Origin of the sequence: Gluconobacter thailandicus F149-1 = NBRC 100600, from assembly GCF_000964465.1 — a bacterium.
Classification (GTDB): Bacteria; Pseudomonadota; Alphaproteobacteria; order Acetobacterales; family Acetobacteraceae; genus Gluconobacter; species Gluconobacter thailandicus.
The window spans coordinates 1-16,968 of record NZ_BANH01000024.1 but is presented as its reverse complement, the minus strand read 5'-3'; the positions used below and the strand labels follow the sequence as shown (position 1 = coordinate 16,968).

Sequence of the window (16,968 nt, the reverse complement as noted above, 5' to 3'; positions counted from 1 at the left end):
ATTATGCGCGGTGTGCGAAGATATCGGGATTTTCATATCCCAGAAGATCAAGACGGGCGCGGGCCGACAGGAAATCAAAGCATGACTGCGCCAGTTCACGGCGGTTTTCCCGGATCAGCATGGCTTCCAGTTTCTCCCACAGGGCGTGCAGATGCAGCACGTCAGACGCAGCATAGCGCTTCTGGTCTTCCGTGAGGATGTCTGCCCCCCAGTCGGAGCTCTGCTGGTGCTTGCTCATCTCTACCCCAAGCAGATCGCGGCAAAGATAGGCCAGGCCATGACGGTCCGTGAAGGTATAGACCAGCCGTGCGGCAATCTTGGTGCAGATGACGGAGGAAATGGTGATGCCCAGAGCATGCTGGAGAACGGCTACATCAAAGCGTGCGAAGTGCATCAGCTTGGTGATGGACTCATCCGACAGGAGGGCCTTGAGGTTGGGGCAGTCATAACCGCGGCCGCCCATCGAAACAGGCTTGATCTGCACAAGATGTGCTTCGCCGTCACCGGCGGAAAGCTGCACGAGGCAGAGGCGATCTCTGTGGGGATTGAGACCCATGGTCTCGGTATCGATGGCGACAACAGGGCCAATATCAAAATCGTCCGGCAGGTCGCCGTCATGAAGATGGATGGCGTTCTGCTGGCTCATATTGTTGTCACCAATTTTTTTAGAAGCTCAGAGGGAGAGGCTTATAAAGCCTGACCGTCTGTGGTGCCCAGAAGAAGACTCGAACTTCCACGTCCTTTCGGACACAGGTACCTGAAACCTGCGCGTCTACCAATTCCGCCATCTGGGCTCAGAAAGCACCGGGTTTTTCAGTTTCCTGAGGCATCCCGGGTTGGTGAAGAGGCGTTTACCCCGACTGTAGGGACGCGTCAACTGTCTGCATGAAAGAAAAGAAGAAAATGGAAAAACTTTTTTCCGAGGCTTCGCCACGCAAGGTGGCGGTGCTTGGGGGCGGTGGCTTTATAGGTCGCAGTTTTGTCCGGAAGCTGGTTGCAACGGGGCATGTTGTTCGGATCGGGAGCCAAAATCCCGAAGAAATTCAGGGGTTTGGCAAGGCGAGGGGGACCGGGCGTGTCGAGTTCCTGAAAGTCTCTGTCAGTGACGCCGATCAATTGGATCGTCTGTTCGATGGAGCGGATGCGGCAGTTAATCTGGTCTCGGTCATGACGCCGGATATCCGGGTTCTTCACAAGATCAATGTGGACGGGGCTCATCTGGCTGCCGTGCGGGCACGGCGCGCAGGGGTGAAACAATATGTGCACATGTCTGCAATCGGTGCCTCGTTGACGTCACCGGGTGCTTACGGTCGGAGCAAAGGGGCCGCTGAGCAGGTTGTGAGGCGCGTTTTTCCGGATGCCGGATTGTTGCGCCCTTCGGTTGTCTTCGGCCCGGAGGACAGTTTCTTCAATCTTTTTGCTCTGATCGCCGCAGTGTCGCCCGTTCTGCCGGTCTTCGCGCAGCACACGCATTATCAGCCGGTCTTTGTTGAAGATGTTGCTGAAGCTTTGCTGCGTTTGCTGGAGCCTGAGCATGCAGGACGCATCGTCGAGGCTGGTGGCCCCGACATTCTGAGTATGCGGGACATGATGGCGTTTGTTCTGGAGGTGTCCGGCCGTCATCGGTTACTGCTGCCGATCCCGGGTGTGGTCGCTCGTTTTGAGGCCTCTGTTCTGGAGAAGCTGCCGGGACACCTGCTGACGCGTGATCAGGTGGCGATGATGTCTGTCGATAATGTGGTGCATCCGGGGCTGGATAATTTGCAGACGCTGGATATTCACCCGATCTCGATGCGGATGGTGGTGCCGGAGTACCTGAAGGCGGGAGTTTTCAGGCTCTATCGACAGCTCAAATCATAATTGGACCATATCGGACCTAAATAATGTGGGATTTTTGCAATGAAAGCGACGATCCGGACGGGGTTTTTTGCTATAGGTAAGCATCACTGACTGTTATCACTTAAAGTGACGGAATAGCTGGTACTCCACCGATTTCGTGCGTTCCACGGGACGTATGGTTTGTTTAGGAGACACGGCGCATGGCCGAACGGATGTTGCAGTTCGTCAATCACCCACAGATCCTCCCGGAGAAGCGCGATGCTGCCGAGCGTCGCCAGGACTTCGGGGAGATTTACCGTGGGTTTGCGATGAGCCGCGCTGAAGAGCAGGCTTCGCGATGCTCTCAATGCGGCATTCCGTTCTGCTCCGTGCATTGCCCGTTGGGCAACAACATCCCGGACTGGCTGAAGCTGACGGCGGAAGACCGTCTGCAGGAAGCCTATGAAATGTCTTCGGCAACCAACACCTTCCCGGAAATCTGCGGTCGCATCTGCCCGCAGGATCGCCTGTGCGAAGGCAACTGCGTGATCCAGAAGGGGTTCGAGAGCGTCACTATCGGTGCTGTCGAACGCTTCATTACGGAAAATGCTTTTGAGCAGGGCTGGGTGCAGCCGCGTCTGCCGGATCGTGAACTCGGCATCAGTGTCGGCGTCGTGGGGTCCGGGCCTGCCGGTCTGGCCTGTGCAGAGCGTCTGCGGGCACGCGGGTATGAGGTTCATGTTTATGAGCGTCAGGACCGTGTGGGTGGCCTGCTGACGTACGGTATTCCGAGCTTCAAGCTGGAAAAGCACGTCGTGGCCCGGCGTCACAAGCTGCTGGAAGAGCAGGGCATCATCTTCCACCTTTCCACACCAATTGGTGCAGGCGAGGGTGAGACCTCACTGGATGATCTGCGGACACGTCATAACGCGGTGTTCCTCGGGACGGGCGTCTATCGTTCGCGCTCGGTGGATGTGCCGGGTGCTGATCTGAACGGCGTTGTGAATGCGATTGACTTCCTGACGGCCTCGAACCGTCGCGGATATGACGAAGATCCCGGGGAAGATGCCGCGCTTCATGCCAAGGGGCGTCGTGTGGTGGTCATTGGTGGTGGTGATACGGCCATGGACTGCGTTCGGACGTCCATCCGTCAGGGTGCGGAAAAGGTCACCTGCGTCTATCGCCGTGACCGTGCGAACATGCCGGGCTCCCGTCAGGAAGTTTACAACGCTGAGGAAGAAGGTGCGAACTTCGAGTGGCTGGCTGCACCGGAAGAATTTCTGGGCGAGAGCACTGTTGAAGGTGTGAAGGTGCTGAAAATGCGCCTTGGTGCACCGGATGCTACAGGGCGCCGCTCCATCGAAGGTACGGGCCAGCATTCCATTATTGAAGGCGATCTTGTGATCCGTGCGCTGGGCTTCGATCCGGAAGACCTGCCGGGCCAGTGGCAGCAGCCGGAACTTGCCGTGACGCGCTGGGGCACGCTGACGGTTCCGCCGGGCGGCTTCCAGACAAGCCTGCCGGGCGTGTTCGCTGGCGGCGATATTGTACGCGGTGCCAGCCTCGTTGTCTGGGCCATCAAGGACGGCCGTGATGCGGCTGACGCAATTCATCTTTCTCTGACCGAGACCCTGGCGCTGGAGGCCGCGGAATGACACAGAATACCGATTTCATCCGCGATTATGCCGAGAACGTTGAGCGCCTGAAGGGTCTGTACGACCCGACGCAGGAGCGCGATTCCTGTGGCGTGGGCCTTGTCGCTGCTCTGGATGGCAAGCCGTCCCGCGCGGTCGTGAAGGCCGGTATCGAGGCTCTGGGGAACATCTGGCACCGTGGTGCTGTCGATGCCGATGGCAAGACGGGCGATGGTGCGGGTATCCATGTTGAGATCCCGCAGGATTTCTTTGCTGAAGCCATTCATAACAGTTCCAGCGATGACACGATCGACGGTCGCATTGCCGTTGGCATGGTGTTCCTGCCGAAGACGGATCTGGCGTCGCAGGAAGCCGGTCGTCAGATCATCGAGACCGAGGTTCTGAACTTCGGCTACGGGATCTATGGCTGGCGTCAGGTGCCGATCGACACGGCGTGCATTGGCGAGAAGGCCAATCAGACGCGCCCTGAAATCGAACAGATCATGATCCGCAATACGCTGGGTCGGTCAGAAGACGAGTTCGAGCGTGATCTGTATGTCCTGCGTCGTCGCATTGAGAAGCAGGCAACGCGTCAGCAGGTGGATCTGTATATCTGCTCGCTGTCATGCCGCTCCGTGATCTACAAGGGCATGTTCCTTGCCGAGAACCTGACGGACTTCTACCCGGACCTGCTGGACGAGCGCTTCGTCTCGCGTTTCGCGATTTACCATCAGCGTTACTCGACCAACACGTTCCCGACCTGGAAGCTGGCGCAGCCGTTCCGCAAGGTGGCGCATAACGGTGAGATCAACACGATCTCTGGCAACACCAACTGGATGCGTTCGCACGAAACGCGCCTGTCCCATCCGGCGCTTGATCCCTACATGGAAGATCTAAAGCCGGTCGTACAGGCTGCGGGTTCGGATACGGCGGCGTTGGATAACGTCTTCGAACTCATGACCTTCGGTGGACGCAGTGCCCCGATGGCCAAGATGCTGCTGATTCCGGCGTCCAGCGGTGCGAATTCGGCGATTTCTCCGGCCGCTCGCGCCATGTTCCGCTACTGCAATGCGGTCATTGAGCCATGGGATGGGCCGGCTGCTGTCTGTGCAACGGATGGTCGCTGGGTCATCGCAGGTCTGGATCGTGCGGGCCTGCGTCCGCTGCGGTATTCCATCACGAATGACAACCTGCTGATCGTGGGTTCGGAAGCGGGCATGGTCCGTGTGCCGGAAGCGCGCATTCAGCGTCGCGGGCGCCTTGGTCCGGGGCAGACACTGGCGCTCGACCTCAAGGAAGGTCGTCTCTATCAGCCGGATGAACTGCTTGAAATGCTGGCGTCCCGTCAGGATTTTCAGTCTTGGGTCAAGCGCATCCGCAATATCGAGCCGATCGTGCGTGATGTGGTCGAGCCGGAAGGGATGGCGTCGGACGTGCTGCGTCGCCAGCAGATGGCTGTCAGCCTGACCCATGAAGAGCTGGAAACCATCCTTCACCCGATGGTCGAGACGGCTGCCGAAGCTCTGGGCTCCATGGGCGATGACACCCCGCTTCAGGTTCTGTCCAAGATCTATCGTGGTCTGTCGCATTATTTCCGTCAGGGCTTCAGCCAGGTTACAAACCCGCCGATCGACTCCCTGCGTGAAACGCGGGTGATGAGCCTCATCACGCGTCTGGGCAATCTGGGGAACATCCTCGATGAGCGCCCGGAACAGTGCGATCTGCTCCAGCTTCCGAGCCCGGTTCTGACGGTTGGTGAGTTTGATGAACTGCGGAAAGTCTGCGGTGAGAACGCTACCCTGATCGACTGCACTTTCCCGGTTGAGGAAGGCGAAGAAGGTCTGCGTGCGGCCATCGCGTCTATCCGGGTTCAGGCGGAAGATCATGTCCGTGGCGGTTGCACCCATCTGTTCCTGACGGATGAGAACACCGGGCCGGATCGTGTGGCCGTGCCGATGATCCTTGCGACGGCTGCCGTGCATGTTCACCTTGTGCGTCATTCCCTGCGGACGTTCACGTCCCTGAACGTCCGGACGTCCAGTGCCATCGACGTTCACGCCATTGCTGTGACAATCGGTGTTGGTGCGACGACGGTGAACCCGGCACTGGCTCAGCACAGCATCGCGGACCGTCTGCGTCGTGGCCTGTTCGGCCAGATGACAATGCGTGAGGCGATGGAGCGTTACCGCAAAGCGGTGGACAAGGGTCTGCTCAAGATCATGTCCAAGTTCGGGATTTCCATCATCTCGGCTTACCGCGGTGGCTACAACTTCGAAGCTATTGGCCTGTCCCGTGCGCTGGTGGCGGAGTTCTTCCCAGGCATGCCGTCGCGTATTTCCGGCATTGGTCTGCCGGGTATAGCCCGCAACATCCTGAAGGCTCATGCTGCTGCGTGGGATCAGAAGGTCGAAGCGCTTCCGGTCGGTGGCCGCTACAAGCTGCGCCGTCAGGGCGAGACGCATGCGTTCTCCGGCCAGCTTGTGCACATGCTGCAAAGTGCGGTTTCGGCCAACAGCTATACGCTATATCGCCGTTACGCGGATGCCGTGCGTCAGATGCCGCCGGTTGCCCTCCGTGACCTGCTGGACTTCAAGGCACCTCATGCGCCGATCCCGGTGGACGAGGTTGAAAGCATCACGCAGATCCGTCGTCGCCTTGTCGCGCCGGGCATCTCTCTGGGTGCTCTGAGCCCCGAAGCGCATGAGACGCTCGCGATTGCCATGAACCGGATTGGTGCGAAGTCTGACTCCGGTGAGGGTGGCGAGGACGCCGAGCGTTCCAAGCCGCGCCCGAACGGGGACAACGCGTCTTCCGCGATCAAGCAGGTGGCGTCTGGTCGTTTCGGTGTGACCGCGCAGTATCTGAATGATTGCCGCGAGATCGAAATCAAGATGGCCCAGGGCGCGAAGCCGGGCGAGGGTGGACAGCTTCCGGGCTTCAAGGTCACGGAACTAATCGGCCGACTGCGTCATGCGACGCCGGGTGTGACGCTGATTTCCCCGCCGCCGCATCATGACATCTATTCGATCGAGGATCTGGCCCAGCTCATTTACGATTTGAAGCAGGTCAACCCGACGGCAACCGTCACCGTGAAGCTGGTTGCCCGGACGGGTATTGGCACGATTGCGGCGGGTGTGGCGAAGGCGAAGGCTGATGCCATCCTGATCTCCGGTCATTCCGGCGGAACGGGTGCCAGCCCGCAGTCTTCAATCCATTACGCGGGTCTGCCGTGGGAAATGGGTCTGTCCGAAGCGCATCAGGTCCTGATGCTCAACCGTCTGCGTCATCGTCTGGTGCTGCGGACGGATGGCGGCATCAAGACGGGTCGTGACGTGGTCATGGCGGCGATGCTGGGTGCGGAAGAGTTCGGCATTGGTACGGCCGCGCTGGTGGCCATGGGCTGCATCATGGTGCGTCAGTGCCATTCCAACACCTGCCCGGTCGGCGTCTGCGTTCAGGACGAAAAGCTGCGTGCGAAGTTCGAAGGCTCCCCGGAGAAGGTCATCAACCTCTTCACGCTGATTGCTGAAGACATTCGCCATATTCTTGCCGATCTGGGCGTTCGCTCCCTTGAGGAGGTCATCGGACGGACGGACATGCTGCGTCAGGTGTCCCGCGGTGCTGACTATCTGGACGATCTGGATCTGAACTCCCTGCTGGTGCAGGCCGATCCGGGTGAACATGCGCGTTACTGCACCCGTGAGGGCCGCAACGAGGTTCCGGAAACGCTGGACGCACAGATCGTGGCCGATGCGATCCCGCTGTTCGAGCGTCGTGAGAAGCTGCATCTGCACTACAACGTGCAGAACACGCATCGTGCGATCGGAACACGTATTTCCGGCATGATTACCCGTCAGTTCGGGATGCATGAACTGCCAGAGGGCCAGCTTACGCTGTCGCTTCGTGGATCGGCTGGCCAGTCCCTGGGTGCGTTCGCGGTGCAGGGTCTGAAGATGATCGTGGAAGGGGATTCCAACGATTACGTCGGCAAGGGTCTGTCGGGTGCGACGATTGTTGTCCGTCAGTCTCCGGCGTCTACATGGCGTTCGGAAGAGAATGCGATCATTGGCAACACGGTTCTGTACGGTGCCACGAGCGGCAAGCTCTTCGCAGCTGGTCAGGCTGGTGAGCGTTTCGCGGTTCGTAACTCTGGTGCGACGGCTGTTGTTGAAGGCTGTGGCTCCAACGGTTGCGAGTACATGACTGGCGGCAAGGTCGTGATCCTCGGCGAGACGGGCGACAACTTTGGTGCCGGCTTTACGGGCGGTATGGCCTATGTGCTTGATCCGAAGAACCGCTTCGAATCTCGCATCAATCCTGACACGGTGATGTGGAACCGCGTGCAGCCAGGCAGCCGCTGGGATGTGGAACTGCGGACGCTCGTGGAACAGCATGTGGAAGAAACGGGCAGCACTTACGCCGCTGACCTGCTGCACTGCTGGGAGCACACGCTGGAGCAGTTCTGGCACATCGTTCCCCGCGAATATGCCAAGGTCATTGGCTATGTGCAGGAAGACCTGTCCAAGCTTTCGGCCTGATTGCTTCGATCAATCAGTGTCTGAACAGCCCCGCATCAGAGTTCCGGTGCGGGGTTTTCTTTTGCCTTTCGTGGGTCAGGGGCGAAGCTTTCTGGTCAGGGCGGCAAGCGCGATTATCTGGCCTGAGATGAACTTTCTGGTGGAGTCATCCGTCAATGTCAGGCTTGCGGGGTCCACTTTACCTGCGACCTGACCAATCATGACTTCTGGTTGGTTCAGCGCGTAAGCATCCAGAAACACCAGACTTTGCCGGAGATGATACTGGGCCCGTGCGCCACCGAGCATGCCGGGGGAAGCCGTCTGGATGGCGACAGGTTTGCCGCTGAAAGGTTGAGGCGTTACGCGGGAGAGCCAGTCGATGGCGTTCTTCAGTACGCCGGGAATGGAATAATTATATTCTGGGGTCACTATGATGACGCCGTCTGCAGCCCGGATCTGCTCCGCCATGGCCAGAACGGGAGCCGGAAAGCCTGTGTCCTGAACATCTGCGTTGTAATGCGGAAAATCCCCGATTGATCCGAGCGGAGTAATGGAGATCCCTTCGGGCGCGAGTTCGGGTAGAGTACGAGCGACCGCCGCGTTGAAGGACGCTTTACGCAGGCTTCCGAGCAGGGTGATGAAATGCAGGGGCGTGTCGTTGGGCATGGACGGGTCTCCATCGAAGTGCCGATCATGTCATGGCTTGTAGGATAAGGAAGCCATGGCATGACGCCGGAGTGAGTCAGGCTGCGTTTTTCAGCATTCCATGAGGATCGAGAACGAATTTGCGCGGCGCGCCGTTGTCGAAGTCATGGTAGCCGCGTGGTGCGTCTTCGAGTGAAATCACCGTGGCGTTGACGATGTCGGCGATGGGAAGGCGCCCATGCAGAATGGCCTGCATCAGTTGACGGTTATAACGCAGGACGGGGGTCTGGCCGGTGTGGAACGACTGGCTTTTGGCCCAGCCCTGACCCAGTCGGAGCGTCAGGTTTCCTTTCTGGGCCGCAGCTTCATGAGCGCCCGGATCTTCCGTCACATACAGGCCCGGGATACCGATGGCTCCGGCTGGGCGTGTGACTTCCATGGCCTGGTTGAGGATGACGGCTGGTTGTTCCTTTCCGTCATATCCCTTGGCTTCGAAACCGACGGCATCAATGAAGCTGTCGACCTCCGGTGTTCCGATGACCTGTTCGATGAGGTCACCGAGCCTGTCGTGGTTCTGGAGGTTGATGGGCTCAAACCCGACCGCTTGCGCGTGGGCGAGGCGTTCAGGATTGAAATCGCCAATCATGACAATGGCGGCGCCGAGAATGCGCGCCGACGCTGCCGCTGCCATACCAACCGGCCCGGCACCCGCGATATAGACCGTTGATCCCACACCAACCTTGGCGTTGATGGCACCATGAAAACCGGTGGGGAGAATATCGGTCAGCATCGTGAGGTCTCTGATGCGCTCAAGAGCCTGAGCCTTGTCAGGGAAGCGCAGCAGATTGAAATCTGCATAAGGGACCATGACGTAGCGCGCCTGTCCGCCAACCCAGCCGCCCATATCCACATAACCATATGCGCCGCCCGCACGACTGGAGTTGACAGTTAGACATACGCCCGTGTGCTGCTCGCGGCAGCATCGGCATCGCCCACAGGCGACGTTGAAGGGAACGGAAACCAGATCGCCCTTGCGGACCATCTCGACATCCGATCCGGTTTCGATGACTTCGCCAGTGATTTCGTGGCCGAGGACCAGCCCGGACGGCGCTGTTGTGCGGCCTCGAACCATATGCTGGTCGGAGCCGCAGATATTGGTGGAGACGACCTTGAGAATGACGCCGTGGTCAATCTTCCGGCCATCGGGTGTTTCCATTCTGGGGTCGTCGATCCGCTGGACTTCAACATGATTGGGGCCGAGATAAACGACCCCTCTGTTTTCGTCAGACATGGCTTCTCTCCAGGTTCGGGCAGCGGCCATCCCTTGCGGCCGGGGTCGCCCGGCACGACGAAATGTTGTCGTACAGACACTCAACGTTCGCCGTGCTTTCTGGAACCGTGACATAGGGCTACAGACGCGCCTATCGCTCAAAAGTGATGGAGCGTCTTATGCGACCTTGTGGACCCGGAAGCCTGGGTCTTCAGGCAGAAACGATCAGGCCTTTCTGGACATCAGTTTTTGGTCCCGGAAACACCGCGGCAATTGCATGCGGAGGTAAGTGCAGATGGTCGCACAGCACACCGGCGGCTATGGCGCGCAGGTCCGTTGTTGGAGCGAGATCCCGGTTTTCAAAGAGCTGGCCGGGACGCAAACCGGGCCATGTTCCTCCGACCTTTCCTCCCGCGACGGCTCCTCCGGCAAGGAAGGTGACTGTGCCGGTGCCATGGTCTGTTCCGCCTGTTCCGTTCATGCGGACGGTTCTGCCAAACTCCGTCAGGGCAAGAACGACTGTGCGTTTCCAGGTTTCTCCGAGACTTTGACGCAAGGCACCGATTCCGCGATCAAGCTGGGCCAGGGGCCCTCCCAGACGCCCAAGCTGGGCGGCATGTGTATCCCATCCCCCGATCTCCAGGGCGGCGATTCGGGGACCATGGGGTGTGGCCAGCATCTGCCCTGCGGCGGTGGAAAGCTGCATAAAGGCGTCGGGTTTGCGGGGTTTCCCGGCTTCGGAAGGGTTTTTCATCCCTGTCATGGCCGTGTCCGAAAAGTCCCGGGCTTTCAGGCCGTTTCGGAAAGCGGGGCCTGTGATGGGGTCCGATGCGTTCAGGGCAACGATCTGGTTGTAAAGGTCCTCATCGGGGTGCTGGCTGCCTGCTGGCGCATAACTTCCAACCTTCGCAGATCCGCGCAGTAGAAGTGGAACCGTCAGTCCCATGGCCAGCCCGTATCCATCCGGTCTGTTGGCCTTCCCTTGAAGGACGGAAACGGCCCGGTTCAACCAGCCGCTGCTCAGACGGTTATCGGCACCGCTTTCCAGATAATCCTGCGCTTCGAAGTGGGAGCGGCTGCGGTAGTGACCTGCCACGGCGTGGATAGGTAGCATCTGGCCTTCACCGTAGAGGCTGTGAAGCGTCTGAAGAGACGGATGCAACCCATAGAAGCCCCCTAAATCAAGAAGGCCGCCCTCCTGTCCGGGCTCAGGAAGAACAAGGTCCCGACGATATGTTCTGAGATCGGCATCTCCATACGGCGTGACAGCCGACAGGCCATCCAGTGCACCCCGAAGGATAATGACCACAAAGCGTGGATCATCCGGGCCGCCGGGCGAACCGGAAAAAGCGAGAGAGGAACGCCCGAGTGTCCAGCTTGCAGCCAGACCCAGCAGGGCAGTGCGACGATGGATCATCATGGGTCAACGCCTCTGGAATTCGGGTGAAGAAAAAAGCAGAGCCAGTGCATCCTGACGGGAGCCGGCATGATGCATGGCGAGTTGCGTCTGTGGTCTGAGCGCGGGGCCGAGGGCGATATGGGCGATCTCCATCGGGTCTCCGGTCCGGACATTCGTTGCCATTCGCCAGGCCCAGTCCGTGCGGGCCAGCATATCCGCAGGCGCGCTCCAGTCTGCCGCCTTGTCACTCCAGCCGTTGGGCAAGGGGGCCGTCCATAACGGTTGTCCCAATGAGGCAAAAGCTGCGTAAAGCTGGTGTGCGGGGGCGTGTGGATCGTCTGGCTTGCTGGGCTCTCCGCCTAAAGACAGGGCTCGCATGACGGCTGTGGCATAGTCCATGGGGGAGCGGAACTTGCTGCCAGCATGGTTCGTATCGTGAAGGTCTGCCAGGGCAAGAGAGGCTGCCCGTAGGTTTCCTTCACTGTCCCGAAGGACTGACGCGATGTGGTTGACATCCTGCTGTGAAGGCGTGTCGGAAATGAAGTGCCCGACCATGTGGGTCGCGATATGGCGGTATGTTGCAGGATGCGTGCCGAGAAAGTGCAGGGCCTGTATGCCGCCATCTTCTCCTTCGGGGAATGTTTGACCCATGACGGTTTTTTCGCCTGGTTCATGGGCTTTTTCATGGAACACGAAGCCGGGTTGTTCGGCATTCATGTTGATGCTCCAGCCTGTCAGGATGGCTGCGAAGGACGTTACGTCGGTCTGGCTGTAGCCAGAGGCCGGAGAGACCGTGTGCAGTTCCAGGCATTCACGGGCCAGATTTTCGTTGAGGCCGTGATGGCTTTTGCGTCCTGCGGGGCTGGTCGGGCCGATGGAGGACGCGTTGTCCAGATACATCAGCATGGCGGGGTGACGCATCACGGCGAGGAGCATGTCCGAGAAGCGTCCTGTCACATGCGGGCGAATGGCTTCACGCATATAGGCGCCAATGACCGCCCTGGTTCCGCCCTGACGCAGGCTGACCGTGAAGTGATTGAACCAGAACCATGCCAGCCGTTCGCGGAAAGGCTGCTCCGTCACGAGCAGGTTATCGAGCTGGGCTGTGACTTCTGTCTGAAAAATCGGTTTGACCAGAGGGTCACCCTGCAATTTGGTCTTACGCTGTTCGCGCAGGGCGATCAGGCCGTCCGAACACGGACCAACATTCCTGAATGTGGCCGTATCAGGCTCATCAAGCTGACGCGTAAGCCATTCCCGGAGAGCCATGTCTGAGGACTCACTCTCGCGTTGGCCCCAACCAAATCTGTTTATGGCACTGACAAGTCGCATGGCACCCTCACGATGTCCGGTGGACGGGAGTGGCTGAATTTTACTGAACACTGCTTGCCTTATGTGGCGAAATCTGGACGGTTTTGTATGGAAGTGTCAGCGGATGAGAGTGCTGGCGTTCATATTTTAAAAGAGAATTTATATACCCGACGGGGTATAGGGTGAATGATTACTTGATACCTGGCTGGGGTTTATTTCTCTACTGGTGGAATTTTAAGTCTATTTACAACAGAGAACGAGTGATCTTTTCTGCGCTAGAAGGTTTGGACGAGGTCGCAGACGCTGGTTTCAGGGCAGTTCATTGGAGGTCGGAGTTTTTCAGCCACGATAGGCCGTTGGCTGCTGGTGATTTGCGTTCTGTTGGGGCTGGTTGGGCAGCTTGCCCTTCAAAGTCAGGCCCAGCTTGATGAAACTCCGCGCGCCACTTTTGAGCGTCTGACCGGGTTGCAGATCGGGCCTGTTGAGCCTGCGCCCATTTCTTATGCTGCAATGATGCCGATGGGGAAGGGTATGATGCATGGGATAATGCATCATGCCGAGCATCATCACCATCATGATGCGACCTGTCCCCTATGCCCGTTGCTGCATCTTCCTGCTGTTGTTCTTCTGACGGCGGTTCTTCTTCTGCTGACCATGATCCGCTGGGCTCGCTGGCGATATCTGGCGCATGCGGTTCGTGCGCCTCCGGCTGGGCGTGTTGTCTGTCTGCCACCAGCAACAGGGCCGCCGTCCTTCGCCTGAAATCACGTCTCTGCTGATCGCTGCCTTCCTGAATGCGGGAGGTGTGCGACCGGCTGTCTGTATTTCATCGAAGGTTATGGACCATGTTTTTTCTGAATGTCCGGCGTGTGTCACGTCCGGGACTGTTGCTCTGTGGTTGCGCGCTTGTTTTCTCCCTGAACCCGGCTTTTGCGGACAATACGGATAACGCGCAGACCCAGAAGTCTCCTTCCACGGAGTTCATCACCGTGAATGGTGTGCGACACACCACAACCACCGATCCGGATGTGACAAGTCTGTTCAAACGAAGTCTTGGATTTAGTGCCTATTCTGCCGGTGGCGTGTCGGCGCTTCCTGTCCTCAATGGCATGGCCGATGACAGGGTGGCGACATTTGTGGATGGGATGCGCATGCAGGCGGCGTGTCCCAATCACATGAACCCGGCCATGTCCTATATTGACCCGGATATGGTGTCTTCCGCCGTGGCTATTGCGGGAATTACTTCGGTCAGTCAGGGCGGGGACAGCACAGGCGGCACCATTGAGGTCAATCGCAAAGACCCAATCTTCTCAAAGAGTTCGAAAATTCTCGTCACGGGTCATGCGAAGGGAGAGTATCGCAGTAACGGCGGAGGCTCCGGAGCGTCCGGGTCGGTGACAGTTGCTAATAACTGGCTCAGTGTGCGTTACACGGGCTCTTATAGTCACGCAAGCGACTATCATGCGGGCGGTGGTCAGCGGGTTCTCTCAACGAACTATCTGAGCTTCAATCATGCTGTCACGCTGGGAGTTCGCAAGGAAAATCATCTGCTGGCCCTGACGGTCGGGCAGCAGGACATTCCCTATGAGGGTTTCCCGAACCAGTACATGGACATGACGAACAATCGCTCCACGTTCGTGAACGGAAAATATACGGGCGATTTTAACTGGGGAACGCTTGAGGCGCGGGGCTTCTGGCAGCGTGTGGATCACGCGATGAATATGTTGTCCGACAAGGGTGGCCATACTGCGACGACGGGTATGCCCATGAACACGGATACCCGCACGGCTGGTTATTCCATCAAGGCGACAATTTTACTTGGGCCCAGGCATGCGCTGGGCATTGGGAGCTCCTTTGATCATAACGGGTTGAATGACTGGTGGCCGCCGCTGCTGAACAGCATGATGATGGGGCCGGATACCTTCCATAATGTGAATAACGGGCATCGGGATCGGCTGGGCCATTACATAGAATGGAAAGCCCAGTGGACGCCTCGCTTCTCTACGGAACTTGGCGTGCGAAACGATCTGGTCCTGATGAACACTGGGCCCGTTGCCCCGTATTCCTGGACCAGCATGATGAGCATGGCGGATGCAGCCGCCGCAAAAGCATTCAATGCGGCGTCCCGTGGGCGGACGGATACCAATTTCGACGTCACGGCAACCGGGCGGTGGCAGGCATTGGATAGTCTGACCATTGAGGGTGGCTATGCGCGCAAGACCCGTTCTCCCAATCTTTACGAACGCTACGCCTGGGGGCGGGGCGCTATGGCCACAACGATGATCGGCTGGTTCGGGGATGGGAACGGGTATGTCGGGAACCTCAATCTGACGCCTGAAATTGCCAATACGGTCAGCACGACAGTTACGTTGCATGATCCGCACGGGCATGGGTGGGAAATCAAGGTTCAGCCGTACTACACCTATACCCATCATTACATAAACGTTGTGAAAATCGGGGCGCTCTCGAACGGGCTTTCCATGCTCCAGTTCGCCAATCACAATGCTCAAAGTTATGGCATCAACAGTTCGATGTTCGCCAGACTGTGGAATAGTCAGACGTATGGTCAGGGTGAGATACAGGCCAATCTGAACTGGGTGCGCGGGCAGGATTTTGTGTCTCACGCCGGGCTCTATCATCAGATGCCGACGAATGGTCTGATTACGCTTCGGGAAACGTTCCAGAACTGGAGCGGGCATGTGGATGTCACGCTCGTCAAATCCAAGGAAAGCGTGGATCGGCTGCGTCAGGAGCCGCGTACACCGGGTTATGCTCTGCTCGGGTTGGGTGGAAGCTACCACTGGCGATATTTCACGTTGGATGGAAGTATCGATAACGTTCTGGATCAGAAATATTATCTGCCGCTGGGTGGGATGTCTTTGGGGGATTATCAGTCCACGGGGTATCTTGGCCCGTTACTGGGGCTGGGGCGTTCGTTCAATCTGAGTCTGACGGCGTCTTTCTGAGAGCCATTTTATAACCTGGAGGACTATTGAGGTTTTCCAGGCCAGACTTGAAGCTGGTCATACAAGCCCATTAACCTGTGGTTCATCTGTCGGCACAGTGGTGCCAACTGAACGGACAACAGAGGGGTTCATGGAAAATCACGTTAATACATTGTGGGGTCAGTTTTATGGCTGGCTCCCCACGCTTCTAAGTTATGTCGGGCAACTCGTGCTGGCGATTATTGTGCTGCTGGTGGGCTGGTCCATCATTAACATGATTACGTGTGGCATGGGCCGCATGATGGCTGCCAGCAATATCGAGCCAACCCTCCGGGGCTTTCTGCTCAGTGTTGTCGGACTGCTGCTGAAGGCGCTTCTGCTGATCAGCGTTGCGTCCATGGTCGGTATTGCAACGACGTCTTTTGTCGCTGTTCTCGGTGCGGCTGGTCTGGCTGTTGGCATGGCTCTTCAGGGCAGCCTTGCCAACTTTGCGGGTGGCGTGCTGATTCTGCTGTTCCGTCCGTTCAAGGTCGGGGATTCCATTACGGCCGCGGGCAATACGGGAACGGTTGTCTCGATTGAGATGTTTCGGACTGTGCTTCAGGATTCCACGAATGACATCGTTTACGTGCCGAATGGGACGCTCTCGAACAATGTAGTCGTTAACAGTTCCCAGTCCGAACGACTGCTCGCGTCAGTCGGTCTGCTGATTGATTACAATGATGATATCGATAAGGCCCGCTCTCTGCTTCTGGACCTGTTCCAGAACGATGCCCTGGTTCTCAAGACACCGGCCCCATCCGTTTCATTCCTGCCTAAACCAGCCAATATTGCCGTGACGCTGGGCTTCTGGTGTGCACCGGGTAATGTAACGCCGCTGGTTGCCAAGTATTCCGAAGCGTCCATTCAGGCGCTGAAGAAAGAAGGCTTCCGTCTGGGGGTTACGGCCCGTACTGCAGCCTGATTTTTGCCGGTCTGTCTGGGAAAGTTCCGGGCAGGCCGCTTGGCGATTTTCTGGCAGCGTCCACTCAATAAGAGCGCAGTGTCGCAGTCTTCATCTGGGCTGGTGAAGTCGTTGAAGGATGATTTCTGAGATTGGTGGTGGACCCGACGCAACCAGATAAACCCATGTAAAACAGTTGGTTATCTCGTCAAACCATCAAATTTCTACAACGGAAAGTCCACGCGCGAATCGACGCTGTGTCAAACCTATTTTTATGATCGTTGGTATCATTCTGATAGCGATAGTTATGGCAAAATTTATTTTGGGAAACAGAAAATGAAGAATTACAAAGAAGACTTTGACGAATTCATGATTGGTGTGAATGGAGATAACCCCATAGGAATTTGGTGGTCGCTTGGTCTTAGCGATCATGATGAACTCTCGTTAGGCTCAGGACTCATAGCCAGAAGATGACGGTTGCGGCGA

Annotated in this window: 11 protein-coding genes and 1 tRNA gene; 6 read left to right on the top strand and 6 right to left on the bottom strand. The window is 57.8% G+C overall.

Features of this window, described 5'->3' with window-relative positions; translation table 11 throughout:
- Nucleotide 1: 1 nt before the first annotated feature.
- Together B7444_RS07780 and B7444_RS07775 are read right to left on the bottom strand one after the other, a co-directional pair.
- Nucleotides 2-646, bottom strand: a complete 645-nt coding sequence (locus B7444_RS07780; protein ID WP_007282433.1) for a ribonuclease D — start codon at nt 644-646, stop codon at nt 2-4.
- 61 nt (nt 647-707) lie between these two features.
- Nucleotides 708-794 (bottom strand) — tRNA-Leu (locus B7444_RS07775).
- Nucleotides 795-903: 109 nt separating this feature from the next.
- Between B7444_RS07775 and B7444_RS07770 the strand changes: the two genes are divergently transcribed.
- The 3 genes from B7444_RS07770 to gltB all read left to right on the top strand — a co-directional run bounded on the left by B7444_RS07770 (nt 904) and on the right by gltB (nt 7,990).
- Nucleotides 904-1,860: a complex I NDUFA9 subunit family protein gene (locus B7444_RS07770; protein WP_231502900.1), complete on the top strand. Its 957-nt coding sequence runs from the start codon at nt 904-906 to the stop codon at nt 1,858-1,860.
- Between the two features lie 179 nt (nt 1,861-2,039).
- Nucleotides 2,040-3,473: an NAD(P)-dependent oxidoreductase gene (locus B7444_RS07765; RefSeq protein ID WP_007282431.1), complete on the top strand. Its 1,434-nt coding sequence runs from the start codon at nt 2,040-2,042 to the stop codon at nt 3,471-3,473.
- Nucleotides 3,470-7,990 carry a glutamate synthase large subunit gene (gene gltB, locus B7444_RS07760; protein ID WP_007282430.1) on the top strand — a complete coding sequence of 1,507 codons (4,521 nt, stop codon included), beginning with the start codon at nt 3,470-3,472 and terminating at the stop codon, nt 7,988-7,990. Before B7444_RS07765 ends, gltB begins: the two co-directional genes overlap by 4 nt.
- Before the next feature lie 75 nt (nt 7,991-8,065).
- Here the strand turns inward: gltB and B7444_RS07755 are convergent, their stop codons facing one another.
- The 4 genes from B7444_RS07755 to B7444_RS07740 all read right to left on the bottom strand — a co-directional run bounded on the left by B7444_RS07755 (nt 8,066) and on the right by B7444_RS07740 (nt 12,615).
- Entirely contained in the window at nt 8,066-8,635 is a 570-nt protein-coding gene (locus tag B7444_RS07755; RefSeq protein WP_007282429.1) for an NADPH-dependent FMN reductase, read from the bottom strand.
- 76 nt (nt 8,636-8,711) lie between these two features.
- Nucleotides 8,712-9,905 (bottom strand): formaldehyde dehydrogenase, glutathione-independent, encoded by a 1,194-nt coding sequence (gene fdhA / locus B7444_RS07750; protein ID WP_015072239.1) that lies wholly within the window; start codon nt 9,903-9,905, stop codon nt 8,712-8,714.
- A 190-nt stretch (nt 9,906-10,095) separates the two neighbouring features.
- Nucleotides 10,096-11,304, bottom strand: a complete 1,209-nt coding sequence (locus B7444_RS07745; RefSeq protein WP_007282427.1) for a DUF1501 domain-containing protein — start codon at nt 11,302-11,304, stop codon at nt 10,096-10,098.
- Between the two features lie 3 nt (nt 11,305-11,307).
- Nucleotides 11,308-12,615: a DUF1800 domain-containing protein gene (locus B7444_RS07740; RefSeq protein WP_081603767.1), complete on the bottom strand. Its 1,308-nt coding sequence runs from the start codon at nt 12,613-12,615 to the stop codon at nt 11,308-11,310.
- Between the two features lie 345 nt (nt 12,616-12,960).
- Between B7444_RS07740 and B7444_RS07735 the strand changes: the two genes are divergently transcribed.
- The 3 genes from B7444_RS07735 (at nt 12,961) to B7444_RS07725 (ending at nt 16,503) form a co-directional block, all read left to right on the top strand.
- On the top strand, nt 12,961-13,356 hold the full coding sequence (locus tag B7444_RS07735) for a hypothetical protein (RefSeq protein WP_007282425.1): 396 nt from the start codon (nt 12,961-12,963) through the stop codon (nt 13,354-13,356).
- An 83-nt stretch (nt 13,357-13,439) separates the two neighbouring features.
- Nucleotides 13,440-15,560: a TonB-dependent receptor gene (locus tag B7444_RS07730; RefSeq protein ID WP_007282424.1), complete on the top strand. Its 2,121-nt coding sequence runs from the start codon at nt 13,440-13,442 to the stop codon at nt 15,558-15,560.
- A 130-nt stretch (nt 15,561-15,690) separates the two neighbouring features.
- Nucleotides 15,691-16,503 (top strand): mechanosensitive ion channel family protein, encoded by an 813-nt coding sequence (locus B7444_RS07725; protein WP_007282423.1) that lies wholly within the window; start codon nt 15,691-15,693, stop codon nt 16,501-16,503.
- Nucleotides 16,504-16,968: the final 465 nt, after the last annotated feature.

Bases quoted from the DNA above. Each gene is read 5' to 3' on its own strand.
- B7444_RS07780 (WP_007282433.1), bottom strand. From the start codon at position 646: ATGAGCCAGCAGAACGCCATCCATCTTCATGACGGCGACCTGCCGGAC.
- B7444_RS07770 (WP_231502900.1), top strand. From the start codon at position 904: ATGGAAAAACTTTTTTCCGAGGCTTCGCCACGCAAGGTGGCGGTGCTT.
- B7444_RS07765 (WP_007282431.1), top strand. From the start codon at position 2,040: ATGGCCGAACGGATGTTGCAGTTCGTCAATCACCCACAGATCCTCCCG.
- gltB (WP_007282430.1), top strand. From the start codon at position 3,470: ATGACACAGAATACCGATTTCATCCGCGATTATGCCGAGAACGTTGAG.
- B7444_RS07755 (WP_007282429.1), bottom strand. From the start codon at position 8,635: ATGCCCAACGACACGCCCCTGCATTTCATCACCCTGCTCGGAAGCCTG.
- fdhA (WP_015072239.1), bottom strand. From the start codon at position 9,905: ATGTCTGACGAAAACAGAGGGGTCGTTTATCTCGGCCCCAATCATGTT.
- B7444_RS07745 (WP_007282427.1), bottom strand. From the start codon at position 11,304: ATGATGATCCATCGTCGCACTGCCCTGCTGGGTCTGGCTGCAAGCTGG.
- B7444_RS07740 (WP_081603767.1), bottom strand. From the start codon at position 12,615: ATGCGACTTGTCAGTGCCATAAACAGATTTGGTTGGGGCCAACGCGAG.
- B7444_RS07730 (WP_007282424.1), top strand. From the start codon at position 13,440: ATGTTTTTTCTGAATGTCCGGCGTGTGTCACGTCCGGGACTGTTGCTC.
- B7444_RS07725 (WP_007282423.1), top strand. From the start codon at position 15,691: ATGGAAAATCACGTTAATACATTGTGGGGTCAGTTTTATGGCTGGCTC.